At 70.0% G+C, this 25,093-nt stretch carries 19 protein-coding genes; 13 read left to right on the forward strand and 6 right to left on the reverse strand.

From position 1 onward, the window contains the following. The 3 genes from AB8M46_RS18155 to AB8M46_RS18165 form a co-directional block, all read left to right on the forward strand. Window positions 1–5,500, forward strand: a 5,500-nt coding sequence (locus tag AB8M46_RS18155; RefSeq protein WP_394360908.1) for an amino acid adenylation domain-containing protein, incomplete at its 5' end; no start/stop codon positions are given. Next, window positions 5,497–5,706, forward strand: coding sequence for an MbtH family protein (locus AB8M46_RS18160; RefSeq protein ID WP_394360910.1), 210 nt, complete (start codon window positions 5,497–5,499; stop codon window positions 5,704–5,706). The genes AB8M46_RS18155 and AB8M46_RS18160, both read left to right, overlap by 4 nt. Before the next feature lie 122 nt (window positions 5,707–5,828). Next, the gene (locus AB8M46_RS18165) at window positions 5,829–6,854 is read left to right on the forward strand and encodes a DUF4073 domain-containing protein (RefSeq protein ID WP_350596530.1); all 1,026 of its coding nucleotides are present in this window, start codon (window positions 5,829–5,831) and stop codon (window positions 6,852–6,854) included. A gap of 421 nt (window positions 6,855–7,275) precedes the next feature. Here AB8M46_RS18165 and AB8M46_RS18170 read toward each other — a convergent pair whose 3' ends face one another. From AB8M46_RS18170 to AB8M46_RS18180, 3 genes are all read right to left on the reverse strand, one after another. Continuing rightward, the gene (locus AB8M46_RS18170) at window positions 7,276–8,361 is read right to left on the reverse strand and encodes an iron-siderophore ABC transporter substrate-binding protein (RefSeq protein ID WP_037339881.1); all 1,086 of its coding nucleotides are present in this window, start codon (window positions 8,359–8,361) and stop codon (window positions 7,276–7,278) included. A gap of 113 nt (window positions 8,362–8,474) precedes the next feature. After that, window positions 8,475–10,226: an ABC transporter ATP-binding protein gene (locus AB8M46_RS18175; protein ID WP_394360911.1), complete on the reverse strand. Its 1,752-nt coding sequence runs from the start codon at window positions 10,224–10,226 to the stop codon at window positions 8,475–8,477. Then, entirely contained in the window at window positions 10,223–11,908 is a 1,686-nt protein-coding gene (locus AB8M46_RS18180) for an ABC transporter ATP-binding protein (RefSeq protein ID WP_394360912.1), read from the reverse strand. The genes AB8M46_RS18175 and AB8M46_RS18180 overlap by 4 nt, the downstream gene beginning before the upstream one ends. A gap of 102 nt (window positions 11,909–12,010) precedes the next feature. On the opposite strand from AB8M46_RS18180, the gene AB8M46_RS18185 reads away from it, so the two are divergent. Continuing rightward, window positions 12,011–13,054 (forward strand): FecCD family ABC transporter permease, encoded by a 1,044-nt coding sequence (locus AB8M46_RS18185; RefSeq protein WP_394360913.1) that lies wholly within the window; start codon window positions 12,011–12,013, stop codon window positions 13,052–13,054. Between the two features lie 23 nt (window positions 13,055–13,077). Continuing rightward, on the forward strand, window positions 13,078–14,115 hold the full coding sequence (locus tag AB8M46_RS18190) for an iron chelate uptake ABC transporter family permease subunit (protein ID WP_350598977.1): 1,038 nt from the start codon (window positions 13,078–13,080) through the stop codon (window positions 14,113–14,115). Here AB8M46_RS18190 and AB8M46_RS18195 read toward each other — a convergent pair. Beyond that, window positions 14,096–14,947, reverse strand: a complete 852-nt coding sequence (locus tag AB8M46_RS18195) for a DMT family transporter (protein ID WP_037337210.1) — start codon at window positions 14,945–14,947, stop codon at window positions 14,096–14,098. The genes AB8M46_RS18190 and AB8M46_RS18195 overlap by 20 nt on opposite strands. 152 nt (window positions 14,948–15,099) lie before the next feature. Between AB8M46_RS18195 and AB8M46_RS18200 the strand changes: the two genes are divergently transcribed. The 3 genes from AB8M46_RS18200 to AB8M46_RS18210 all read left to right on the forward strand — a co-directional run bounded on the left by AB8M46_RS18200 (window position 15,100) and on the right by AB8M46_RS18210 (window position 17,547). Further along, window positions 15,100–15,624: a DinB family protein gene (locus AB8M46_RS18200; RefSeq protein WP_394360914.1), complete on the forward strand. Its 525-nt coding sequence runs from the start codon at window positions 15,100–15,102 to the stop codon at window positions 15,622–15,624. A gap of 18 nt (window positions 15,625–15,642) precedes the next feature. After that, window positions 15,643–16,353: an MBL fold metallo-hydrolase gene (locus tag AB8M46_RS18205; protein WP_394360915.1), complete on the forward strand. Its 711-nt coding sequence runs from the start codon at window positions 15,643–15,645 to the stop codon at window positions 16,351–16,353. A gap of 90 nt (window positions 16,354–16,443) precedes the next feature. Further along, window positions 16,444–17,547, forward strand: a complete 1,104-nt coding sequence (locus AB8M46_RS18210) for an LLM class flavin-dependent oxidoreductase (protein ID WP_394360916.1) — start codon at window positions 16,444–16,446, stop codon at window positions 17,545–17,547. Window positions 17,548–17,552: 5 nt separating this feature from the next. Here the strand turns inward: AB8M46_RS18210 and AB8M46_RS18215 are convergent, their stop codons facing one another. Continuing rightward, window positions 17,553–18,320 carry an IclR family transcriptional regulator gene (locus tag AB8M46_RS18215; RefSeq protein ID WP_394360917.1) on the reverse strand — a complete coding sequence of 256 codons (768 nt, stop codon included), beginning with the start codon at window positions 18,318–18,320 and terminating at the stop codon, window positions 17,553–17,555. Between the two features lie 41 nt (window positions 18,321–18,361). Here AB8M46_RS18215 and AB8M46_RS18220 point away from each other — a divergent pair, with 41 nt between their 5' ends. Beyond that, on the forward strand, window positions 18,362–19,264 hold the full coding sequence (locus AB8M46_RS18220; RefSeq protein ID WP_038514145.1) for an acetaldehyde dehydrogenase (acetylating): 903 nt from the start codon (window positions 18,362–18,364) through the stop codon (window positions 19,262–19,264). Then, complete coding sequence (dmpG, locus tag AB8M46_RS18225; RefSeq protein ID WP_037337223.1) at window positions 19,261–20,295, forward strand: 4-hydroxy-2-oxovalerate aldolase; 1,035 nt, start codon at window positions 19,261–19,263, stop codon at window positions 20,293–20,295. The genes AB8M46_RS18220 and dmpG overlap by 4 nt, the downstream gene beginning before the upstream one ends. Here the strand turns inward: dmpG and AB8M46_RS18230 are convergent. Further along, window positions 20,286–20,879: a TetR/AcrR family transcriptional regulator gene (locus AB8M46_RS18230; RefSeq protein ID WP_016334041.1), complete on the reverse strand. Its 594-nt coding sequence runs from the start codon at window positions 20,877–20,879 to the stop codon at window positions 20,286–20,288. The genes dmpG and AB8M46_RS18230 overlap by 10 nt on opposite strands. A gap of 90 nt (window positions 20,880–20,969) precedes the next feature. Here AB8M46_RS18230 and AB8M46_RS18235 point away from each other — a divergent pair, with 90 nt between their 5' ends. From AB8M46_RS18235 to AB8M46_RS18245, 3 genes are all read left to right on the forward strand, one after another. Next, on the forward strand, window positions 20,970–21,890 hold the full coding sequence (locus AB8M46_RS18235) for an oxygenase MpaB family protein (protein ID WP_073842763.1): 921 nt from the start codon (window positions 20,970–20,972) through the stop codon (window positions 21,888–21,890). Between the two features lie 12 nt (window positions 21,891–21,902). Further along, the gene (locus AB8M46_RS18240; RefSeq protein WP_378423352.1) at window positions 21,903–22,928 is read left to right on the forward strand and encodes an LLM class F420-dependent oxidoreductase; all 1,026 of its coding nucleotides are present in this window, start codon (window positions 21,903–21,905) and stop codon (window positions 22,926–22,928) included. A 138-nt stretch (window positions 22,929–23,066) separates the two neighbouring features. Continuing rightward, on the forward strand, window positions 23,067–25,082 hold the full coding sequence (locus AB8M46_RS18245) for a neutral/alkaline ceramidase (protein WP_394360918.1): 2,016 nt from the start codon (window positions 23,067–23,069) through the stop codon (window positions 25,080–25,082). Window positions 25,083–25,093: the final 11 nt, after the last annotated feature.

Below are 25,093 nucleotides of genomic sequence, written 5' to 3' on the forward strand. Positions count from 1 at the left end.
CGGGCACCGGGATCCGCGGTATCTCGCGGAGCTGATCCGCGACCAGGGGATCACGACCCTGCACTTCGTCCCGTCGATGCTGGAAGCGTTCCTCGCCGAAGGGCCAGCGTGGCATGGCGTCCGCCGCGTCCTGTGCAGTGGTGAGGCGTTGCCGCCGGAGCTGGCCGCTCGCGTGGATGTCCCGCTGCACAACCTTTACGGGCCGACAGAGGCTTCGGTGGACGTGACCTCATGGGAGGTCGTTGACGACACCGTCCCCATTGGACGTCCTGTGTGGAACACCCAGGTCCACGTGCTCGACTCCCGGCTCCGCCCGGTGCCTCCTGGTGTGGCGGGGGAGCTTTACCTGGCTGGCAAGCAGCTAGCGCGCGGGTATCTCGGCCGGGCCGGGCTCACCGCGGAACGGTTCGTCGCGAACCCGTTCGCCGCGGGGGAGCGGATGTACCGCACGGGTGACCTCGCGCGGTGGCGGGCCGACGGCGCGCTCGACTATCTCGGCCGCGCCGACGACCAGGTCAAACTGCGCGGCTTCCGGATCGAGCTGGGCGAGATCGAGTCCGTGCTCTCCGCGCGGGTGGTCCTGCGGGAGGGCAGGCTCGTCGCGTACCTGACCGGGGAGGCCGACGTCGAGGAGGCCCGGCGGCTCGCCGAGGTCACCCTGCCGGGGTACATGGTGCCGTCCGCGTTCGTGGTGCTGGACGCGTTCCCGTTGACACCCAACGGGAAGCTCGACCGCAAGGCGTTGCCCGCGCCGGACTTCTCCGGCGAGGTCACCGACGACGCCCCGCGCACACCTCGCGAGGAACTGCTCGCGTCACTTGTCGCGGGAGTGCTCGGGCTGGAGAAGGTCGGTGTCCACGACGACTTCTTCCGCCTCGGCGGCGACAGCATCGTCGCGATGCAGCTGGTCGGCCGCGTGCGGAGTGCCGGGCTGCTGCTGAACCCGCGTGACGTCTTCCGGCACCGGACCGTCGCCGCCCTGGCCGAGGTCAGCGCGGTGCGGCTCGACGCACCCGCGCCCGAGAGCGGGAAACCGTTGGTGGAGCTCGACGCGGCGGAGCGCGCGGAGATCCTCGACGTCGCACCGGACACGGCCGAGGTGTGGCCGCTGACGCCGTTGCAGGCCGGGTTGCTCTTCCACGCGACGATGGACGGCGACGGACCCGACGTCTACACCGTCCAGGTGTCTTTCGATCTCGAAGGGCCGCTGGATCCGGCACGGTTGCGCGACGCCGCTCAGACACTCGTCGACCGGAACGCCGTCCTGAGGACGGGCTACCGCTACCTGGCGTCCGGTCGGCCTGTCGCGCTGGTGGCGCGTTCGGTCACGGTTCCCTGGCGTTTCGTGGATTCGCCGGACGCCGTCGAAGCGGAGATGGCCCACGACAGGCGCCGCTTCGATCCGGCTGCCGCGCCGGTGCTGCGGTTCCTGCTGCTCGCGCTGGCGGACGGACGCCACCGGCTGGTGTTCACCCACCAGCACGTGCTGCTCGACGGCTGGTCGGTTCCGCAGCTGTTCGCCGAGCTGTCCCAGCTCTACGCCGGAGCCGACGTGGCACCGGCCCGCCAGTACCGCGACCATCTCGGCTGGCTCGGAGGCCAGGACCGGGACGCGGCGGAGGCCGCCTGGCGGCAGGCGCTCGACGGCCTGACCGAGCCGACACATCTCGTCCCGCACGACCCCCAGCGGGTCCCGGCCCTGCCGGAACGGCTGTCACTGGAGTTGCCGGAGCAGTCGACCGAGGCGCTCACCGCGCTGGCCCGCTCACGCGGCCTGACCCTGAACACACTGGTCCAGACGGCGTGGAGCATCGTGCTCGGCAGGCTCACCAGCCGGGCGGACGTCGTCTTCGGCGCGACGGTCGCCGGACGCCCGCCCGAACTGGCCGGGGTCGAGCGGATGATCGGCCTGTTCATCAACACCATCCCGGTGCGGATCGTGCTCGACCCGGCCGAGAAGCTGGGCGACCTGCTCGACCGGGTCCAGGACGAGCAGTCCGGATTGCTCGCGCACCAGCACTTCGGGCTCGCCGACATCCAGCGCGGTGCCGGGCTGGGGGAACTGTTCGACACCCTCATGGTGTTCGAGAGCTACCCGGGCGCGGACGAGGACGAGACGGGCGCCGGGTTGCGCGGGGAGATCGTGCGCCACGACGACTCCACGCACTATCCGCTCACCTGGGCGGTGGAGCCGGGAGCACGGCTGAAGCTCACCGCGGAGTACCGCGCCGACCTGTTCGACGCCGGCCTGCCGGAACGGCTTCTGCCCGCGATGGAGCGGGTGCTCGCGGCGATGGTGTCCGATGTGGACGCTCCCGTCGGCCGGGCCGACATCCTGGGCGAGGCCGACCTGGACCTGATCGTGCGCGAGTGGAACGACACGGCCCTCGCCGTCGAACCGTCCACTGTGGCCGGTCTGTTCGAGGCGCAGGTCCGGCGTTCGCCCGACGCGACGGCGGTGGTGTCCGGTGCGGTCGTCCTGACCTTCACCGAACTCAACGAGCGCGCCAACCGGCTGGCCAGGGCGCTGGTCGCCCACGGGGTGGGGCCCGAGGACTTTGTCGCCTTGGCGTTGCCGCGTTCGGCCGACGTGCTGCTGGCGATCCTCGCGGTCCACAAGGCGGGGGCGGCGTACCTGCCGCTCGACCCGGACTATCCGGCCGAACGGCTGGCCGCCATGCTCGCCGACGCGCGACCCAAGGTGATCCTGACCGAGCCCGAGCTGCTGGAGTCGTTGCCCCGGACCGAGATCGAGACGCTGGCCCTCTGCGCACTCGTCACCGAGGACCGGCAGGCCCACGACCTGACCGACCGGGACCGCGTCCGGCCACTCGTCCCGGAGCATCCGGCGTACGTGATCTACACGTCGGGCTCGACCGGGACGCCGAAGGGGGTCGTGGTCCCGCATCGCGGCGTGGTGAACCTGTTCCACAGCCACCGCGCCACGTTGCACCGGCCCGCGGTCGAGGCCACCGGCAAACCGCATCTGCGGGTCGGGCACGCGTGGTCGTTCTCCTTCGACGCCTCCTGGCAGCCGCAACTGTGGCTGCTCGACGGGCACGCCGTGCACATCGTGGACGAGGAGACGCGGCGCGACCCCGAGCTGCTGGCCGCGATGATCGAACGGGAGGGCTTCGACTTCATCGAGGTCACGCCGTCGTTCTTCGCGCAGATGGCGGACACGGGCCTGCTCGACGGCGACCGGTGTCCCCTCGCGGTGATCGGTGTCGGCGGTGAAGCGGTGCCCGAGAGCCTGTGGCGCCGTCTGGCCACTTTGGACGGCACCGAGGCCTTCAACCTGTACGGGCCGACCGAGTCCACAGTGGACGCACTGGTGGCGCGGATCGGCGACAGCGAGAAGCCGCTGGTGGGCCGTCCGGTCGCGAACACCCGCGCCTACGTGCTGGACGCGGCGCTGCGGCCGGTGCCGCCCGGGGTCACCGGCGAGCTGTACCTCGCCGGTGCCGGGCTCGCCCGCGGCTACCTCGGGCGGACGGCGCTGACGTCGGAGCGGTTCGTGGCGGACCCGTTCGGCCCGGCGGGCGCCCGGATGTACCGCACCGGAGACCTCGCGCGCTGGACCGCGGACGGGCGTCTGGACTTCGGCGGGCGAGCCGACGACCAGGCGAAGATCCGCGGGTTCCGGGTCGAGCCGGGCGAGATCGAAGCCGTGCTCGAACGGCACGGCGGCGTCGCCCAGGCCGTCGTCCTGGTGCGCGAGGATCGCCCTCGGGTCAAGCAACTCGTGGCGTACGTGGTGTCCACTGTGGAGCGGGACGAGCTGCGGCGGTTCGCGGCCGAGACGTTGCCGGACTACATGGTCCCGGCGGCGTTCGTCACGCTCGACGCGCTTCCCACGCTGTCGAACGGGAAACTGGACCGCAAGGCGCTGCCGGCGCCGGACTACTCGGAGCTGGCCGGTGGCCGCGCGCCCGAGACCGCGCTGGAAAGGACGTTGTGCGCGCTCTTCGCGGAAGTGCTCGACGTGCCGGAACTGGGTGCCGACGACGACTTCTTCGCCCTCGGCGGGGACAGCATCGTCGCGATGCGGCTGGTCGGCCGGGCACGCGCGGCCGGACTGAAGATCACGCCGCACGACGTGTTCGCCGGCCGGACGGTCGCGGCGCTGGCCGAGGTCGCGGAACGGATCGAGGACGACGGCGCGATCGCGCTCACGCCGATCATGCACGCGCTCCGGGAGCTCGGCGGTCCGATCGACGGTTACCACCAGGCCGCTCTGGTTCGGACGCCCGCCGGGATGACCGGCGAGCAGCTGAAGACCGTGCTCGACGCGCTCGTGGTGAGGCACGACATGCTGCGTGCGCGGCTCGACCGGTCGGTCGACGGCTGGGTGCTGCGGGTGGCCGAATCGGCCGAGGTGCGCGTCGAGCGTGTCGACGCCGAGGACGGTGACCTGTTCGCGCTGGTCGAGCGGCACGCGGTGCCGACTCGTTCCCGGCTGGACCCGGACGCCGGCGTGATGCTGAGCGCGACGTGGTTCGACGCGGGCTCGTCGGGCTCCGGCCGGTTGTTGCTGATGATCCATCACCTGGCCGTCGACGGTGTCTCGTGGCGGATCCTGCTGCCGGACCTCGCTTCCGCGTGGGAATCGGTCGCGCGCGGCGAGACACCCGATTTGTCCCCTGTGGACACTTCGTTCCGCCGATGGGCGCAGGCGCTGTCCACACAGGACCGCGCGGGTGAGCTGGAGCGGTGGAAGTCGGTGCTGGGCGGTGGGGACCCGATCCCGCTGGAGCGGCCGCTCGACCCCGCTCGGGACGTGCAGGCGACCGTGCGGAAGGTGTCGTTGAGGCTGCCCACCGAGCGGACGGCCCCGCTGCTGTCCCGGGCGACGATCAACGACGTCCTGCTCACCGGTCTCGCGCTCGCCGTCGCCCGCTGGCGCCGGGACGGGGGACAGGCGGTGCTGGTCGACGTCGAGGGACACGGCCGCGAAGAGGAACTGGCGGACCTTTCGCGGACGGTCGGCTGGTTCACCAGCGTCGTCCCGGTGTGCCTCGACCTGGGCGACGTCGACCTGGACGACGCGTTCGCGGGCGGGCCCGCCGCCGACGACGCGTTGAAGCGGGTGCAGGCTCACCTCGATGGGCTGCAGGACGGAGGTATCGGGCACGGCGTGCTCCGCTACCTGAACCCGCACACCGGGCCTGAACTCGCGAAGTTCGCGAAGCCGCAGATCGAGTTCAACTACCTTGGCCGGATCGGCGTCCCCGAAGCGACCGACTGGTCGTACGCGGCGGAGGCCGAGGCGGCCGAACTCGGTGCCGACGACGGGATGCCGGTCTCGCACGCGCTGACGGTCAACGTCGTGGCCGAGGACCGCCCCGGCGGTCCTGAACTGAGCGCACACTGGTCGTGGCCGGAGGCCGTGCTCACCGAAGACTCGGTGCGGGAACTCGCGGAAGGCTGGTTCCTCGCGCTGGACGCGCTCACTCGCCGGGCTGATTCACCGGCCGTACAGAAGGAGAACAAGGAATGACGAACCCGTTCGAGAACCCCGACGGCACGTACCTGGTGCTCGTCAACGACGAGGGACAGCACAGCCTGTGGCCCGAGTTCGTCGAGGTCCCGGCGGGCTGGACCACGAAGTTCGGCCCGGCCTCGCGTCCGGCGTGCCTCGAATACGTCGAGACCAACTGGACTGACCTGCGGCCCGCTTCGCTCATCAAGGCTATGGAGTCCTGACCCGCTTCGGTCCGTGAAGGCCTCCTTGAGGGACTCCTGGTCCCTCAAGGAGGCCTTCACGGACTTGCGTTGTTCAGAAGCATGACCGAATCCGGCCATAAAACGTGAGTAGCGTTCGGGTTATGGATCGAAGAGCGTTCATGGTGGCCGCCGGCGGTGCGGCCGCGGGAGTGACGATGCTGCCGGGACAGGCCGAGGCGCAGGGGAAGTGGGGGCCACGCGGGCCTGTCGTCCGCTTCAACATCCTCAGCGACATCCAGGGTGACCTGACCGATTTCGGCAAGGCGCTCGACGACCTGCACGCGATCAACCCGGGCAGCGCGGGCCTCGGCATCGCGGGTGACCTCACCCCGCGCGGCTACGACTTCGAGTACGCCCAGCTCCGTTCGACCTTCGACAAGCACCCGCATCCGCGTGAGGTCGCGTGGGCCATCGGCAACCACGAGTTCTACGTCCCGAAATGGCGCGATCCCGACACCCTCGCGCAGGAGACCTGGCCCAACGGGACGACCGAGGACTCGCTGTTCCGCAGTTTCTACCGGTTCGCGGGCCGCAACACGGTCTACAGCGAGACGTCGTTCGGCGGGGTTCCGGTGCTCTGCCTCGGGACCGAGCGGTACGCGAAGTACCACGACCCCAAGCTGTGGGACGAGGTCTGGATGAGCGACGGCCAGTTCACCTGGCTGGAGCAACGGCTTCGATACTGGTCGAACCGGCGCAGCCCGGTGATGGTGCTGACCCATCATCCGTTGCCCAACACGGTTTCCGGTACGCACAACAAGCTCTACCGGTCCGACTACCTCCAGCCCGACCGGCTGCTTTCGATTCTCGGCCGTCACCGGGACGTGTTCCTGTTCTCCGGGCACACGCACTGGGATCTCAACCTGTCGGACTGGGTGGTCCGCCGGGTGGTCCCGGGCACCGGCAACCTCGAAGGGTTCACCGTGGTCAACACCGCGGCCGTCCAGACCGGGTGGACGGATGACGGCAAGGGCGGGGAAGTGTCCCTCGGCGGCGCTTTCAACCAGGGACTGCAGGTCGAGGTCTCGTCGGGCTCGGTGGTGATCAAGGCCCGCGACTTCACCACGAAGACCTGGCTGAAGCAGATCACCGTTCCGCTGCACAACTCCCGCCCTCGTGACCTTTGACCGTCCACAAAGGACGCCCCCGGGGGGCAAACGGCTGATTTGGTCGCTTGGTGCGGGGGTCGTGAGTGTTTTGGGTGGTTCTAACCCTCCTTATCACTCACGACCCTGCATGGATACGGATGTCAAGGCATCAATCGGACGCCTGATCGGCACGGATGCGCCACCTTTGCTCACCTCTCATGAGAACCAAAGGACTCGCGTGACTGGCGGGAGGACACACGTGTTCGGGCGGACGACACGCGTGACTGGACGGACGGCTCGCGGCGGCCGCGAGCGTGTCGTCCATCTGATCACGTGTGTCGTCCGGTCAGACACGCGAAAGCGCCGGTTCGGGCCGGAGCACGTGCCCGATAGCGCGTGAAGGCCTCCTTCCCTCGGCTCAGCCAAGGGAAGGAGGCCTTCACGCGCAACGGCCAAAGGCTCAGCTGGCCGGCTTGACCTCGGTCTTCGGGTCACCGTCGACCGCCGCGGAAAGCTGCGGGACGATCCGGTCGATCACGTAAGGCAGGCTCAGCACGGTCACGAAGGAGACCGCGCTGCCGTAGTTGCCTTCGTTCTCGATGAAGACCTCGCGCTTTTCCTTCGCCACCTTGAGGCCGGTGTAGAGCGCGTCCTTGCCGAGGATCTCCTGCGCCTTGGCCGGGGTGTCGATCAGCCACACGAGCGCGTCGCGGTCGAGGAGGTCGGTCCGTTCGGCGCTGAGGCTCTTGCCGAACTTGTCACCGATGACGGCGTCGAGGTCGGCGGGCAGCTTGAAACCGAGCGATTCGAGGATGTGCGAGCGGCCGTCCTGGCTGCCGTAGACGAAGTAGCCCTCGTAGGTCGACGCCATCAGCGCCGACTTGCCCGCGAACTCCGGGTGCTCCTTGCGAGCCTGGGCGAACTTGTCCTCGACGGCCTTGACCAGTTCGTTCGCCTTGGTGGCGCGCCCGACGGCCTGGCCGACCTTCTTGGTCGCCTCGTTCCACGGGATGCCGTAGTCGTTGTACTCCTTGGGCTGCGCGACGACCGGGACGCCGATCTGGCTCAGCTTGTCGTACTGCTCCTTGGTGAGCCCGGAGTACAGCGCGATGATCAGATCCGGCTTCAGCGCGGCGATCTTCTCGTACTGCGGCCCGTCCACGTCCTTGAGCACCTCGGGCAGCGCGGCGCCGCCGAGCTTGTCGGTCGCCCACGGGCCGATCGTGCCGGGGAACTTGCCGAGCCATTCGGTGACCCCGACCGGGACCACGCCGAGGGCGAGCAGCGCGTCCTGTTCGGTCAGGCCGACCGTGACGACGCGTTTGGGCTCCTGGGTGATGGTGGTGCTGCCGTACTTGTGCTCGATGGTGGTCGGGAACGCGTTCGCGTCGACCGCGGAGCCGGCGGAGTTCTGCGCGGCCGGGGTGGCCGACTCGCCGCCTCCTCCGCACGCGGTGAGCGAGGCGGCCAGCACCAGGGCGGACGCCAGTACACCGGCGGTCTTCAGGCGCCCTCGCGCGGCGGAGAGGGTGGGGATTCGGGCCATCATCCGTCCTTCGTGATCGGAGGTCCGGCGGTATGCCGGATTAATCGAGAATCAGGTTTGGCTAACCTAAGACGCCGACCGGCCGATTGCAACCGGTGACGCTGCGTCCCGGATCACGTCTGTGAACGGTTGTCCGACCAGGCCGCCCAAAGCGTTGCGTATTGACCACCCGCGGCCACGAGTTCGTCGTGTGTCCCGCTTTCGACGATCACGCCCGCGTCGAGCACGACGACGCGGTCCGACGCCGCCGCCTGCGTCAGCCGGTGCGCGACGACGAGACCGGTCCGTCCCTCCAGGGCGGCGGCCGCGGCGGCTTCGAGGACTTTCGCGCCCGCGCTTCCGGCTTCCGCGGTCGCCTCGTCGAGGATCGCGATCGGCGGATCCGCGAGTACCAGCCGCGCCAGCGCCAGCTGCTGCGCTTGGGTCACCGTCAGCTGATGCCCGCCCTCGCCGACGACGGTCGCGAGACCCAGCGCCTCCGCCCAACCCCGTGCGCCGACCTTTTCCAGTGCTGTCACCAGGTCCGCGTCGGACGCGTCCGGACGGGCCAGCCGGAGATCGTCCGCCAGTGAGCCGGCGAAGACGTGCACTTCTTGACTGATCAGCGCGACCGCCCGCCGCGTGGCGGACGGCCCGAGCTCGTCGAGCGGGACCCCGCCGACGCAGATCGTTCCCGAAGCCGGGGCGTGGATCCCGGCGATCAGCTTGGCCAGCGTCGTCTTCCCGGCCCCGCTCGCCCCGACCAGCGCGACCCGCTCACCGGGGGAGAGGTCGAGGTCGACGTCCCGCAGCACCGGATGTCCGTCCACATAGGAATGAGAGATCCCGGCCGCCTTCACCGACGCGTCGACGGGCCTCGCCGGCCGCTCGGGTTCGCGCGGCGCGGGCAGGTCGGCGACGCCGATCAGCCTGGCGAGACTCGCGGCGGCCGCTTGCGCGTCGTCCACCAAGGCGAGCGCGGTGTTGATCGGGCCGAACAGGCTGTGGAAGTACAACGCCGCCGCCGTCGCCGCGCCGACGGTCACCGCGTCCGCGCCCACCAGCAGGAAACCGGCCGCGAGCACGGCCGAGAGACCGATGAACTCTGCAAGGTTGAGGCGGGCGAAGAACTTCGTCATCAGCCGCACGCCGCGCAGCATCAGGTCCATCGCGCCCTCGGACCGCTGCCGCACGCGCTCCACATGGGCGTCGGCGAGCCGGAACGCGCGGACGGTCTTCGCGCCGCCGATCGTGTCGAGCAATTGCTGCTGCTGCGAACCGGTCGCGATCCTCTGCTTCGCGTACAACGGGACAGCGTTGCGGACGTACCAGCGCACGGTGTGCAGCTGGATCGGCGCCGCCAGCAGCGCGGCCAGCAGGAACCGCCAGTCCAGGACGGCGAGCGCGCCGAGCGTCAGCACGATGGTGAGCACCGAGCGGCCCAGCTCGGGAAGGGCTTCGCGGACCGCCCTCGCGACCACCGTGACGTCGTTGGTGACGCGGGCGGTGAGGTCGCCGGAGCCCGCGCGTTCGATCTGTTCCAGCGGGAGCCCCAGCGCGCGGTCGACGAACCGTTCGCGCAGTTCCGCCAGCAGTGTTTCGCCGAGTTTCGCGGTGAGCGAGACACCCAGCGCCGTCGCGATCGCCTGTGCGACGGCGACCAGGACCAGCGCCACCACCGGTGTCGCCAGTTCGGTGGCCGGTCGTTTTTCGATGACCAGGTCGACGATGTGGCCGAGCAGGCGGGCGGTGAGCAGCCCGATCGCGGTGGCGCCGACGAGCATCGTGAGCGCGCCCGCCGCACGGGCCTTCGACGTGCGGAGCAGTTCGCCGAGGACCGCACGGATCCGCTTGCCGTCGGCGGTGGGCAGGAGTTCGCGGGTCATGACAGCACCGCCGCGCGGTAGTCGGCGCGATCGCGGACGAGTTCGGCGTGGCCGCCTTCGCCGGTGATCCGGCCGCCGTCGAGCACGACGACGAGGTCCGCCACGGAGAGCAGGGCGGGGCTCGTGGTCACCAGGATCGTGGTCCGGCCTCGTCGTAGCCGGGCGAGCCCGGTGGCGATCTTCGCCTCGGTCACTGTGTCGACCGCCGTCGTCGGGTCGTGCACGACGAGCACCGGCGCGTCCGCGGCGAGCGCGCGGGCGAGCGCGACCCGTTGCCTCTGGCCGCCGGAAAGGGAACGGCCGCGTTCGGTGACCGCGGTCCCGGTGCCGTCCGGCAGCGCCGCGGCGACCTCGTCCGCCGCCGACGCGGCCAGTGCCTCGTCGAGCGGGCGGTCGCCGGCGTGGACGTTCTCCGCGAGCGTCCCTTCGAACAGGTCCGCGTCGTGCGCCGCGACCAGGACGACCTCCCGCACCCGTTCGGGGTCCACGGTGGACAGATCAACGCCGTCGACGTCGACCCTGCCCTCGGCGGGGTCGCCCGCGCGGCCGAGGCAGTCGAGCAGATCGGTCGCGGCGGCCGGATCCGCGGCGACGACACCGATCAGCTGTCCGGCCGGGATGTCGAGGTCGACACCGCGAAGGCTGCCGTACGAGACCCCGGAGAGCCGCACGTTTCCGGCGGCGGGCGACGGGAGTTCGCCGTCGCCCGATTCCACCGCGGCGGGTGTGGTCAGCAGGTCGGCGACCCGGGACGCGGACGCGCGACCCTGCGCCAGTTCGCCGTTGACCCACGAGAAGATCAGGAACGGCGTGAGCAGGAACTGGGCGAGCCCGACGGCCGCGACGAGGTCGCCGACGCTGATCGAACCCGACGACGCGAGATGCCCGCCGACGAGGGCGACGATCGCGATGAAGACGCCGGTCAGCGCGAGCACCGCGCCGTCGTGCCAGGCCTTGGCCCGCGCGGCGCGCAGCGTCGCCTTGAGCGAGTCCTGGCTCGTGTCGCGGTAGCGGGCGACGGCCGCGGGTTCGGCACCGATGCCTTTGAGCACCCGCAAGCCGGACACCAGGTCCGTGGCGACCCCCGAGGCGTGCGCGGACCGTTCCTGTTCCGCCTCGCTGCGGCGTTCGAGCGGCTTGCCGATGAGATGCGCGAGGTACAGCAGCGGTGGCGTGCCCAGCAGTACGAGGAGACCCAGCGGAAGCGAGATGCGCAGGAGGGCGACCGCGCTGACCAGCACTCCGGCCAGTGCCGCGATCCCGAACGGCAGCACGGCGTTCACCACGCCGACGCGTTGCGCGTCGCTGGTGCCGATGTTGACCAGTTCCCCGGCGAGCTTGCCGTTCTCGGCGCCACCGCCGGGATGCAGGACCCGGCGGCTGATCGCGATGCGGAGGTCGTGCGCGGCCCGCAGCGACGCGCCTTCGGCCGCGCGCGCGGCGAACCGGTAGCTGTAGGACAGTCCCGCGAAGACCACGGCGAGCACGGCGAGCCAGAACACGAGTGTGCCCACGGAACCGCCGTCGACCGCCTGGTCGATCACCACGCCGATGATCACCGGGACGAGTGCTTCGCCGCCCTGGTGCCCGGCGGCGAGCACGGACGCGAGCGTGACCTGCCGTCGCTGCCCGGAAATCGCCTGGCGCAGGACGCTTCGGCTGGTGGTGGCCGTTGCGGTCACCGGCGCCTCCTAGTGGGGAGTAGGTAAGGCTAGTCTAAGTAGGTAGCTCGTTGAGGTGAACTCCGGCGTTCGGTTAGCCTCGCCTCACTCGAAGGAGGTCCCGTGGTCGTCACCGAACGCCCGCCCGAAGCGGCGTCCCCGCCCAGCGCGGCGGCACGGACGTTCCGCGCCGGCGGTCTGGTGGTCGGGCTCGCGCTGCTGGCGCTCGTCTTCCTGCTCAGCATCTGGGTGGGGTCGAAGAGCATCCCGTTCACCTCCACCTGGTCGGTGCTGTGGCACAACGACGGCTCGACCGACGCGGTGATCATCCACGACCTCCGCATCCCGCGGACCCTGCTGGGCCTGGTCGTCGGGGCGGCGCTCGGCCTCGCGGGCGCGGTGATGCAGGCGCTCACCAGGAACCCGCTCGCCGACCCCGGCCTGCTCGGCGTCAACACCGGTGCCTCGGCCGCCGTCGTGTCGGGGATCGCGTTCGCCGGTGTCACCAGCGTGCTCGGCTACATCTGGTTCGCCTTCGCCGGAGCCGCGATCGCCTCGGTCGTGGTGTACGCCCTCGGCTCGGCGGGGCGCAGCGCCACACCGGACCGCCTGGTGCTCGCCGGCTCGGCCGTGATGGCGGTGCTGCAGGCGTACATCGTCGGTGTGCTGCTGCTGATGCCGGAGACGTTCAACCAGTTCCGGTTCTGGAACGTCGGCTCGCTCAGCGGCCGCAAATGGGACGTGTTCCTGCAGATCTCGCCGTTCGTCGTACTCGGCGTGATCATCGCGCTGCTGCTCGCCCGTCCGCTCAACGTCCTCGCGCTCGGTGACCAGACCGGCAAGGCGCTCGGCGCCCACGTCGGCCGTACCCGGGTGCTGGGCGCGGTCGTGGTGATGCTGCTCTGCGGCGCGGGCACCGCGGCGATCGGACCGGTCCTGTTCCTCGGGCTCGCCATTCCGCACGCCGCGCGGATGCTGGTCGGCCCGGATCAGCGCTGGGTGCTGCCGTACTCGATGCTGCTCGCGCCGATCGCGCTGATCGGCGCCGACGTCGTCGGCCGCGTGCTGAACCCGCCGGAGGAACTGCAGGCGGGGATCGTCGTCGCGTTCCTCGGGGCGCCGGTGTTCATCGCGCTGTGCCGCCGCCGGAAGCTGGCCCGCCTGTGAACGCGATCAAGGAGCATCCCCGGATGAGCACCCGCGTCCTGCGCACCCCGGGCGGCGGGCTTTCCCTGCGCGTCACCCCGCGGGCGGCGATCGTCGTCACCCTGCTGGCCGTCGCCGTGTTCTTCGTCGGCGCGGTCAGCATGACCACCGGCGACTACCCGCTGTCCGTCGGCGAGGTGATCCAGACGCTGTTCGGTTTCGGCGACCGGGCCACCGAGTTCATCGTGACCACCCTGCGGCTGCCCCGGCTGCTGACCGCCCTGCTGGTCGGCGGCGCGCTCGCGGTCAGCGGCGCGATCCTGCAGAGCCTGTCCGGGAATCCCTTGGGCAGCCCCGATTTCATCGGCTTCACCGAAGGGGCGGCGGCCGGGGCGCTGCTGACGATCATCGTGGTGCACGGCGGCATGCTCCAGGTTTCGCTGGGCGCGCTGGTCGGGGGCGTCGCGACGGCGGCGTTGATCGCGTTGCTCGCGCTGAAGGGCGGCGTGCACACGTTCCGGCTGATCCTCGTCGGCATCGGCGTGAACGCGATGCTCATCGCGTTCAACTCCTACCTGATCACCAGGGCCGCCTGGCAGGACGGGCTCGCGGCGCAGGCCTGGCTGGTCGGCGGGCTCAACGGACGCGGCTGGGAGCACGTCGTCCCGGTCGCGATCGCCATCGCCGTTCTGCTGCCGCCCGGGTTCGTCTACGGCAGAAGGCTTTCCCTGCTGGAGATGGGCGACGATTCGGCCATGGGGCTCGGCGTGCCGGTCCAGCGGAGCCGGATCGTGCTGCTCGGTGTGAGTGTCGGACTGTGTTCGATCGCGACGGCGGCCGCCGGGCCGATCGCGTTCCTAGCCCTCGCCGCGCCGCAGCTGTCGAAGCGGCTCACCCGGTCTTCGGGCCCGGGGCTCGCCGCCGCCGCGCTGATGGGCATGCTCCTGCTGGTGACGAGTGATCTGGTCACCCAGCAGTTCTTGGCGGGTCTGCCTGTCGGCCTGGTGACCGGGGCGATCGGCGGGCTGTACCTGGCCTGGCTGCTCGTTTCTCGGCGCGGGGTCAGCCGGGCTGCGCGCTGACCGGCTCGATCGGCGCGGGTTCGCCGAAGCGGGCAAGCGCGAGCGCCGCGGAGACCGCGAGCGCGAAGCCGACGACCGCCACGGCCGCGAAACCCGGTCGCGTGGTGTCGCCCAGTACGAGCACGCCGATCAGCGACGGGAAGACGGTCTCGCCGATCACCATCATCGCGGTCGAGGTGGTGACACTGCCGCGTTGCAACGCGGTGGCGTAGAACAACATCGCCAGTGCGCCCGCCACACCCAGCGTGTACGTGGCGGGGTCGGTCAGCAGATCCAGCGGGGCGAGGCTGGTGAGCGCGCGGCCGGAAAGCGCGACGACGCCGAAGCACAGCCCGGCGATCAGGCCCAGCGCCGGTGTCCGGATCCGCCGTGCCGCGCGGCCGGCGAACATCCCGGCCGTGCCGAGGACGACCACCGCGCCGATCAGCACGAGCCGGAAACCCAGCCCGGTCGGCTCCGAACCCTCGCTCTCCGCCGACATCCCGAGCAACGCGAGCCCGGCGCAGACGACCGCGACCGCCGTCCACTCGCGGCGGCCCAGCCGGACGCCGAGCGTGCGCGCGGCGACCGCGGTCACCGCGAGACTGCCCGCGAGCGCCGCCTGGACCACGAAGAGCGGCAGCACGCGCAGGGCCGCGACCTGGGCGACGAACCCGATGACGTCCAGCGCCAGGCCCGCGACGAACTTCCACTGCCGCAGCACCCGCACGAGCAACCGGGGATCGACTCGGTCTTCGGTGCCCGACGTCGCCTTCGCGGCGATCGCCTGCATCACCGAAGCGACGCCGTAGGCACAGGCCGCGAAGAACGCGCAGATCAATCCCCACCACATGAAACGAGCCTAGCCCTGTGATGCCCTCGCGTGATCACGCGAGCTCCGCCTTCAATCACGCGAGCTCCGCCTTCAATCACGCGAGATCGCCGCCCAATCACGCGAGATCGCCGTCTGATCACGCGAGTTCGCCGTATGTGTACAGTGCCCGTATGTCGAACACGAGTTCGAGACCCGCCGAGCCGGTGGAGCGGGCCTGGCCGGACCGGATCGCCGAGGACGAGGCCGGGATCCAGTGGGACTTCCTGCGTTTCCTCCGCGCCACGGCGGTCAACAAGGTCGCCGGGCTGACCAGGGACCAGGCGGCTGCGGCACCGCTGCCGTCGTCCCCGCGGATGAGCGCGCTGGGAGTGCTCAAACATCTGACCGCGGTGGAACGGTGGTGGCTTTCGATCGAGGCGGGCGGCGCCGACCTGCCGTCGCTGTGGGAAGGCTCACCGGATCCGAGCTGGGATCTGTCCGAGGACGACGATCCCCGCTCGGTCGTCGACGCGTACCGCGCCGAGTGGGCGTTGTCGGAGTCGTCGCTGGCGGGGGTCTCGCCGGACGACCGGGCTCGCAGGTCGGGGAAGTTCACCGTGCGCTGGGTGCTCGCCCACGTCCTTCAGGAGACCGCGCGCCATGTCGGGCATCTGGACGTCTTGCGGGAGCTGGCCGACGGAACCACCGGCGAATAGCACCGTAAGGTGTGCGCCATGGCTGACAGGCTGTACTTCCGGCAGTTGCTCGCGGGCCGCGACTTCGCGGTGGGGGATCCCGTCGCGACGCAGATGGTCAACTTCGCGTATCTGATCGGCGACCGGGAGACGAACGAGGCCGTCATCGTCGATCCGGCGTACGCCGTGGGCGATCTGCTGGACCGGCTGGAAGCCGACGGCATGCGGCTGACCGGCGTCCTCGCCACGCATCACCATCCCGACCACGTCGGCGGCGAGATGATGGGGTTCTCGCTGCCGGGCATCGCGGAACTGCTGGAACGCGTCCAGGTGCCGATCCACGTCAACGGCGCGGAAGCCGAGTGGGTCCGCCGCATCACCGGCGTCTCCGGCACGGACCTGCGTTCGCACGAGCACGACGACGTCGTGGAGGTCGGCGCCGTGCCGATCCGGCTGCTGCACACGCCGGGCCACACCCCGGGCAGCCAGTGCTTCCTGGTCGACGGGAAGCTCGTCTCGGGGGACACGTTGTTCCTCGAAGGCTGCGGCCGGACCGATTTCCCGGGCGGTGACGCGGAAGCCATCTACCGGAGCCTGCAGTGGCTGGCCGGGCTGGACGGCGATCCGGTCGTCTACCCGGGGCACCAGTACTCCGCCGAGCCGTCGGCGAACCTGTCGCGGGTGAAGGACACGAACTTCGTGTTCCAGCCGAAGTCGCTGGAGGAATGGCGGCTGATGTTCGGCGGCTGAGGCGCATTCAGAGGACTAAATGCGTCCAGATCGCGGGACACGGAGCCCGCCGATTGACCCGGCCCGCCCCGGAAGCCGAAGCTCGGAACCGTGACGCTCAAGCTGCATTGGTTCCTGCCCACCACCGGGGACGGCCGGACGATCGTCGAGCACTTCCACGCCAGCCGCGCCGCCGGAGCGTCCTCCGCGCGTGAGCCGAGCCTCGACTATCTCGCCCAGGTCGCCCGCGCCGCCGAGGCCAACGGTTTCGAAGGCGTGCTGACGCCGACCGGCACCTGGTGCGAGGACGCCTGGCTGACGACGGCCGCGCTGATCCGCGAGACGCGCAGCCTCAAGTTCCTCGTCGCGTTCCGGCCAGGGACGATCTCGCCGACGTTGGCCGCGCAGATGGCTGGCACGTTCCAGCGGATCTCGCAGGGGCGCGTGCTGCTCAACGTCGTCACCGGCGGTGACGCGGTCGAGCAGCGCCGGTTCGGCGACTGGCACGACCACGACGAGCGCTACGCCCGCACCGGCGAGTTCCTCGAGATCGTGCGCGGAGTGTGGAGTGGCAAGCCGTTCGATTTCGACGGCGAGCATCTCAAGGTCGAGGGCGCGACCACACGCGCGGCGCCGGATCCGGTCCCGCCGATCTACTTCGGCGGGTCCTCCGCGGCGGCGCTGCCGGTCGCGGCGGCACACGCCGACGTCTACCTGACCTGGGGTGAACCGCCCGCGCAGGTCGCCGAGAAGATCGCGAAGGTCCGCGAACTCGCCGAGGACCAGGGCCGCAAGATCCGCTTCGGCATCCGGCTGCACACCCTTTCCCGTGACACGTCGGCGGAAGCCTGGGCGGAGGCGGGGAAACTCCTGGACGCCATCGACCCGGAGCGGATCGCCCACACCCAGGAACAGTTGTCCGCCAGCGAATCCGTCGGCCAGCAACGGATGGCCGCCCTGCACGGCGGGAAGACCGACGGCGGCGTCCGCGGTCTGGAGGTGTACCCGAATCTGTGGGCCGGGATCGGCCTGGTCCGCGGTGGAGCGGGCACCGCGCTCGTCGGCAGCCACCGCGAGGTGGCCGACCTCATCGAGGAGTACCACGCGCACGGCATCGAGGAGTTCGTCCTGTCCGGATACCCGCATCTGGAAGAGGCGTACTGGTTCGGCGAAGGGGTGCGGCCGGAGCTGGTCCGCCGCGGGCTCGTCGCGTAAAGCGCTTACAGGGTGCGGGAAAGAGCCAAAGCGGCGGTCCGGACGGCCGGCGCGACGCGGTTGGTGTGCATGCGATTCGCCCAGCCGGAGATCGACAACGCGGCCACCGCGACACCGTGCGCGTCGAGCAGCGGGCTCGCGGCGCAGACGACGCCGACGCCGGACTCCTCCCGCTCGAACGCGATCCCTTCACTGTGGATCTTGGCGAGCTGACGGCGCAGCAGACCGGCGGCGGTGATCGTCCGCACGCTGACGCGAGGCAAACCTGCGTCGATCACTTGTGTCACCACGGATTCCGGAGAGAAGGCGAGGATCGCCTTGCCGACGCCGGTGGCGTGCGCGGGGAACCGGCCACCGATCCGGGACGGGAGCGACGGCGCGTCCGGTCCCCGCAGGATGTCGAGATAGACCACCTCGGTGCCTTCCAGCACGGCGAGGTGCACGGTGTTGCGGGTCGCCTCACGCAGATCCGCGAGATACGGCCGCGCCGCCTCGACCAGCCCCCGGCGCCGGACGGCCAGCTGCCCGATCTCGAACAGCTTGAGCCCGAGCCGCAACGCCGCGCCCTCGCGTTCGAGCAGCCCGGTCGCGACCAGATGTCCGGTGAGCCGGTGGACGGTGGACTTCGCCAGCCCGGTCCGCCGTGCCAGCTCGGAGACGCCGAGCGCGTCGTCGCCGGGCCGGAAGGCGGAGAGCAGCGCCGAGATCCGGGCGGCGACGAGGCCGTCCGCTCCGGTTCGTTCGGTGTCGTCGTTCCGCCCAGCGGCACGCATGGGTTGAGTGTGCCCTATCCGCTCGGGGAGCGTCACCTGGCATGGCGCAACGGAAAGCGGTGGCCGCGATCGTCGGTCCCGGGAACATCGGCACCGACCTGCTCGCGAAGCTGAGGCGCAGTGAGCACGTCGAGGTGCGGTACATGGTCGGCGTGGACCCGGATTCGGACGGGCTGGCGAAGGCCGCGGAGCTCGGGTTGGAGACCTCCGCCGGCGGTGTCGACTGGCTGCTGTCGCGGGACGAGCTGCCGGACCTGGTCTTCGAGGCGACTTCGGCGAAGGCGCATCTGGCGAACGCGCCGCGGTACGCCACGGCCGGGATCCGCGCGATCGACCTGACCCCGGCCGCGGTCGGCCCGTTCACCTGCCCCGCGGTGGGCCTGCCCGAACGGCTCGACGTGCCCAACGTCAACCTCATCACCTGCGGCGGCCAGGCCACGATCCCGATCGTGCACGCGGTGTCGCGGGTGACGCCGGTGCCCTACGCCGAGATCGTCGCGTCCGTCTCGTCGCGTTCGGCCGGGCCGGGCACGCGCGCGAACATCGACGAGTTCACCGCCACGACGGCGCGCGGGATCGAACTCGTCGGGGGAGCGAGCCGCGGCAAGGCGATCATCATCATCAACCCGGTCGAACCGCCGATGATCATGCGCGACACGGTGTTCTGCGCGATCGACCCGGACGCGGACTTCGACGCGGTGAGCGAATCCATCCACCGGATGGTCGAGACCGTCCAGGGTTACGTGCCGGGCTACACGCTCAAAGCGGATCCGCAGTACGACCCGCCCCGGCCGGGCTGGAGCGGGCAGGCGCGGGTCGCGGTGTTCCTGGAGGTCGCCGGGAACGGGGACTTCCTGCCGAAATACGCCGGGAATCTCGACATCATGACGGCTGCGGCCGCCCGTGTCGGTGACCTTCTGGCCACGCAGGAGGTGGCGGCATGAGCTGGGACGACGTGAACCGTGAGGTCCGGTTGGTCGACACCAGCCTGCGCGACGGCAGCCACGCGATGGCGCATCAGTTCACCGAGAAGAACGTGCGCGACACCGTCCGGGCGCTGGACGACGCGGGGGTCTCGCTGATCGAGGTCAGCCACGGCGACGGGCTCGGCGGCTCGACGTTCAACTACGGCTTTTCCCTTGTGGACGAACGGAAGCTGATCGAGGCGGCGGTCGACGAGGCACGGCGGGCGAAGATCGCGGTGCTGCTGCTGCCGGGACTCGGCACGGTCGGCGACCTGCGGGTGGCCGCGGACCTCGGGGCAGGCGCGGTCCGGATCGCGACCCACTGCACCGAGGCCGACGTCTCCGTCCAGCATTTCGGCGCGGCGCGCGAACTCGGGCTGGAAACGGTCGGTTTCCTGATGCTGTCCCATATGTCCACGCCCGAGGCGCTGGCGGAACAGGGCCGGATCATGGTCGACGCCGGGTGTCAGTGCGTGTACGTCGTCGACTCCGCCGGGGCGCTGATCCTGGAGGACGCGGGCGAACGCGTCGCCGCGCTGGTCGCGGAATTCGGGGACGAGGCGCAGGTCGGCTATCACGGGCACCAGAACCTGAGCTTCGGCGTCGCGAACTCGGTGCTCGCGTACCGGGCGGGCGCGCGGCAGATCGACGGTTCGCTCGTGGCGCTCGGCGCGGGCGCGGGCAACTCGCCGACCGAGGTCCTCGCGGCGACCTTCGAGAAGCTCGGGATCCGCACGGGCGTCGACAAGGACGTGCTGATGGACGCGGCCGAGAACGTCGTGAAGCCCTACATCACGCGGCTGCCGGTGATGGACCGGTCTTCGATCGTGCAGGGTTTCGCCGGGGTGTACTCGAGTTTCCTGCTGCACGCCGAGCGTGCCGCGGAACGCTACGACGTCCCGGCGCACGAGATCCTCTACCGCGTCGGCGCCGCGAAGTACGTGGGCGGGCAGGAGGACATGATCATCGACATCGCCCTGCAGCTGGTCGCCGAACGCGGTCAGGGTTGACGGTCGGCGCCGAGCACGAGGCGGACGCAATGCTCGATCAGGCGCTCGCGGCTCACCTTGAGCGAGCCGTCGAGATAGGCGATGAACACGTTGCTCAGCGCGCCCACCAGCCCGATCGAGGTCATCTGCCGCTCGGCCGCGTCACCGTGGGACAGCTGCCCGCTGACCAGTTCGGCGAACGAGGGGAGGAGCGCGATCCCGCGCGTCGTCAGCGCGGGATCGGTGATCGGCGCGAGCAGGAGCACCCGGCCCTTGCGCGGGTCGTCGAGCATCAACTCGACGAAGGCGCGGACGGCCGCCTTCGCCCGTTCGGCGGGTTCGGCCGTGTCGCTGACCGCGTCGACCAGCGCTTGCCGGGCCTGCTCTCCGATGTGCTCGTAGACCGCGACGACCAGTTCCTCGCGGTCGGTGAAGCTCTCGTAGAAGTACCGCTCGGTCAGCTTGGCGTGGCGGCACACCGCGCGGACGCTCACCCCCGCGCTGCCCTGGGTGCCGAGCAGGTCGAGGCCCGCGTCGACGAGTTGTCCCCGCCTCGCGGCCTTGCGGTCGTCCAGGGTCGTGCCTGCCCAGCTGCGGCCGGCCATGATCGGCTCCTCTTGTTGACTACGGCCGTTGTCAACTTTAACCTGACAACAGTTGTGGTCAATTTAACCAGCTCATTGAGGAGACCGGGGATGACACAGCCGCGGCCGCTGGGACCGGATTCGCTGACCTGGAAGTACTTCGGCGACTGGCGCGGGCTGCTCATCGCGCTCTGGGCCGGATCCATGCAGAACATGCACCCCGAGCTGGGCGCGGGCGTCGAAGAGCACTCGCGGTTCTTCGAGGAGCGCTGGCAACGGCTGTTCCGCTCGCTCTACCCGATCGGGGGAGTGATCTACGACGGCCCGCGGGCGCGGCAGACCGCGCTGGAGGTGCGGGGTTACCACGATCGGATCAAGGGCGTCGACAAACACGGGCGGCGCTATCACGCGCTCAACCCGGACACGTTCTATTGGGCGCATTCGACGTTCTTCGTGAGCGCGATCCTCATCGCCGACAACTTCTGTGGTGGCATCGGCGAGGCCGAGAAGCGGAAACTCTTCGAAGAACACGTGCAGTGGTACGAGATGTACGGCATGAGCATGCGCCCGGTGCCGGAGTCGTGGGAGGACTTCCAGCTGTACTGGAAGCGCATGTGCGAGGACGTGCTGGAGGACAACAAGGCCACGCGTGACGTCCTCGAGATCCAGGACATCGCCAAACCGCATTTCCTGCCCTGGCTACCGGACTTCGCGTGGAACCTCGTGCGCGGGCAGGTGGCGCGGAACTTCGTCTGGCTGACGATCGGCCTGTACGACCCGCCGATCCGCGAGCGGCTCGGCTACACCTGGACCGAACGCGACGAGCGACGGCACCGCCGGGTCGGGAAGCTGATCAACGCGGCGTTCAAGCTGGTCCCGCGCGATCGCCGTTACCACCCGCGCGCGAGGGCCGGCTGGCGCCGCGAGCGTGGCGAACTGGCCCCGGACGCGCCGTTGGTCGAGACTCCCGCGAGGAACCTTCCGCCGCTTTCGGAGCGGGGCAAACCCGAGCACTACTCACCGAACGTCTGACGAGGAGCCTCGATGAAGCTTGGTTACCACCTCGGTTACTGGTCCTCCGGGCCGCCGGAAGGCGCGCTGGACGCGATCCTGCGGGCCGAAGAGCTCGGCTTCGATTCGGTGTGGACCGCCGAGGGCTACGGCTCGGACGCGTTCACCCCGCTCGCCTGGTGGGGTGCGTCGACGAGCCGGATCAAGCTCGGCACCAACATCGTCCAGATGTCGGCGCGCACCCCGACCGCGACGGCGATGCACGCGCTGACGCTGGACCATCTGTCCGGCGGCCGGTTCGTGCTCGGGCTCGGCGCGTCCGGGCCGCAGGTGGTGGAAGGCTGGTATGGGCAGCCGTATCCGAAGCCGCTCGCGCGCACCCGGGAGTACGTCGACATCGTGCGGAAGGTGGTCGCTCGCGAGGCACCGGTGACCCATGACGGGCAGCACTTCCAGCTTCCGCTGCAGGGCGGCACCGGGCTCGGTAAACCGCTGAAGTCCACAGTGCACCCGTTCCGCAAGGAGATCCCGATCTTCCTCGCCGCGGAGGGGCCGAAGAACGTGGCGCTGTCGGCGGAGATCTGCGACGGCTGGCTCCCGTTGTTCTTCTCGCCCAAGAGTGACGCCTTCTACCGGACGGCGTTGGAGGAGGGCTTCTCGCGGCCCGGTGCCCGGCGCGGTTTCGACGACTTCGAGGTCGCGGCGTCCGTTCCGGTGCTCGTCCACGACGACGTCGAGGAGGCCGCGAGCTGGATCAAACCGTCGCTCGCGCTCTACATCGGCGGTATGGGCGCGAAATCGGTCAACTTCCACCACGACGTCTTCGCACGGATGGGGTACGAGGACGTAGCCGACAAGGTCCAGGAGCTGTATCTGGCGGGGCGCAAGGACGAGGCTACGGCCGCGATCCCGACTTCGCTGGTCGAGGACACGTCGCTGATCGGGCCGGCGGAGAAGATCCGCGAAGAACTCGCGGCGTGGGAGGAGACCGTGGTGACCACGCTGCTGCTGCGCGGGGATGCCGCGACGCTCACGAAGGTCGCCGAGACCCTCGGGTAGCGGCTCCCGACATGCATTTAGTCCTCTGAATGCGGGTAGTCCGCGCCTTTCGCGGGGTTGCGGCAGTGAGGCCCATCACGTAGCGTCCCGGCCACGAACATGAAGTCGGTTCATGTTCGTGGCCGGGAGGTGCGACTCATGACGGTGAGCCGGAGGCGGGTTCTCGCGGGTGCGGCGGCGTTGCCCGTCGCGGCGAGCATGCTCGGCGCCCAGCAGGCGCAAGCGGCGCCGTCGAAGGGGTTCCGCGTCGGCGTCGGCATCTCCGACGTCACCGGCCCGGCCGCCGAGAACGGCATGATGGGCTACTCGATGCCGCAGCAGCAGACCGCCGGCATCCACCTGCGCACCCGGGCGCGGGCCTTCGTGGTCGACGACGGAGCCAAGCGGATCGCCTTCGTCACCGCCGACCTCGGCGCGCTGTTCCAGTCGGTCCACCAGGGCGTGCTGCGCAAGCTCCAGGCCGCGTACGGCGACCTGTACACCGAGCAGAACGTACTGCTCAACGCCACCCACACCCACTCCGCTTGCGGCGGGGATTCCCATTACGCCGCTTACGATCTGGCGATCCTCGGCTTCCAGCAGGAGGTCTACGACGCCGTCGTGGACGGGATCTTCGAGGCGATTAGCCGCGCGCACGCGAACCTCGCGCCCGGGTCGATCCGGCTCGGCCGCGCCGAGCTCACCAAGGCGAGTGTCAACCGTTCCCGCAAGGCCTTCGACCTGAACCCCCAGGCCGACAAGGACCACTTCCCGCAGGCGATCGACCCGGCCGTCACGGTGCTGCGGTTCAGCCAGAACGGCGTCGACGTCGGCGCGATCAGCTGGTTCGCCACCCACGGGACGTCGATGAGCAACGGCAACCATCTGATCAGCGGCGACAACAAGGGATACGCCGCCTACGAGTGGGAGCACGACCACGCCGGCGTGCGGTACCTCGACGGGAACCCGCGGTTCGTCGCCGCGTTCCCGCAGACCAACACCGGCGACATGAGCCCGAACCTGAACCTCGAACCCGGCACACCCGAAACCGAGTTCGAGAACACCCGCACCATCGGCGACCTCCAGTTCCGCGCGGCGAAGAGCGCCTTCGACGCCGCGGCCGAGGCCGTGACGGGCGGCGTCGACCACCGGATGTGCTACGTGGACATGTCCGACGTGGCCGTCGACGCGAAGTACACGCCGAACGGGCGGCCGCAGCGCACCTGCACGGCCGCGATCGGCGTCTCGATGCTGGCGGGCAGCCGTGAGGACGGCCCCGGTCTGCCGCTGCCGGAAGGGGTGAAGAATCCGTTCATCGACTGGCTCGGCGGCATCGACGCGCCGATCCCGCAGGCGCTCGCCGACGCGCACGCGCCGAAGGTGATCGCGGTGCCGTTCGGCGCGATGAAGCCGTATCCGTGGACGCCGGAGGTCCTGCCGCTGCAGCTCGTCCGGATCGGGCAGCTGCACCTCGTGGCCGTGCCGGCTGAACTGACGATCGTCTCCGGGCTGCGCTTGCGCCGCACCGTCGCCGCCGAACTCGGCGTCCCGCTGGAGAACGTGCTCATCCAGGGCTACTCCAACGCCTACAGCCAGTACGTCACCACGCCCGAGGAGTACGACTCGCAGCAGTACGAAGGCGCGTCGACTCTCTACGGCCGCTACACACTTCCCGCGTACCAGCAGGAATTCGCCAAACTGGCGGCCGTGATGAAGGCGGGGACGTCGGTTCCGCACGGGCCGACGCCGCGGGATCTGCGCGGCAAGCTGATCAACTTCCAGCCTGGCGTCGTCTTCGACAGCCCGCCCGCGTTCAAGAGCTTCGGTGACGTCCTGGTCGACGCGAAGAGCACGTACGCGCGCGGCGAACAGGTCGCGGTCGAGTTCGTCACCGGCCATCCGAAGAACGACCTCCGGCGCGGCGGCACGTTCCTGGAGATCCAGCGGCTGGTCGACGGCAAGTGGGTCCGCCACGCCGACGACGGCGACTGGGATACGAAATACCACTGGGCGCGGACGTTCGTCGCCGAATCGAAAGCCGTCGTCCACTGGAAGATCCCCGCGAACGCCCCGATCGGCAAATATCGCGTGGTCCACTTCGGCAACTGGAAGAACGGCTGGAACGGGGCGATCTCCGCGTTCAGCGGGACTTCGCGGACGTTCGTCGTTTCCTGATACCGAAAGGG

It is taken from the genome of Amycolatopsis sp. SB7-3, assembly GCF_041021335.1.
In the GTDB taxonomy this organism is placed as follows: domain Bacteria; phylum Actinomycetota; class Actinomycetes; order Mycobacteriales; family Pseudonocardiaceae; genus Amycolatopsis; species Amycolatopsis japonica.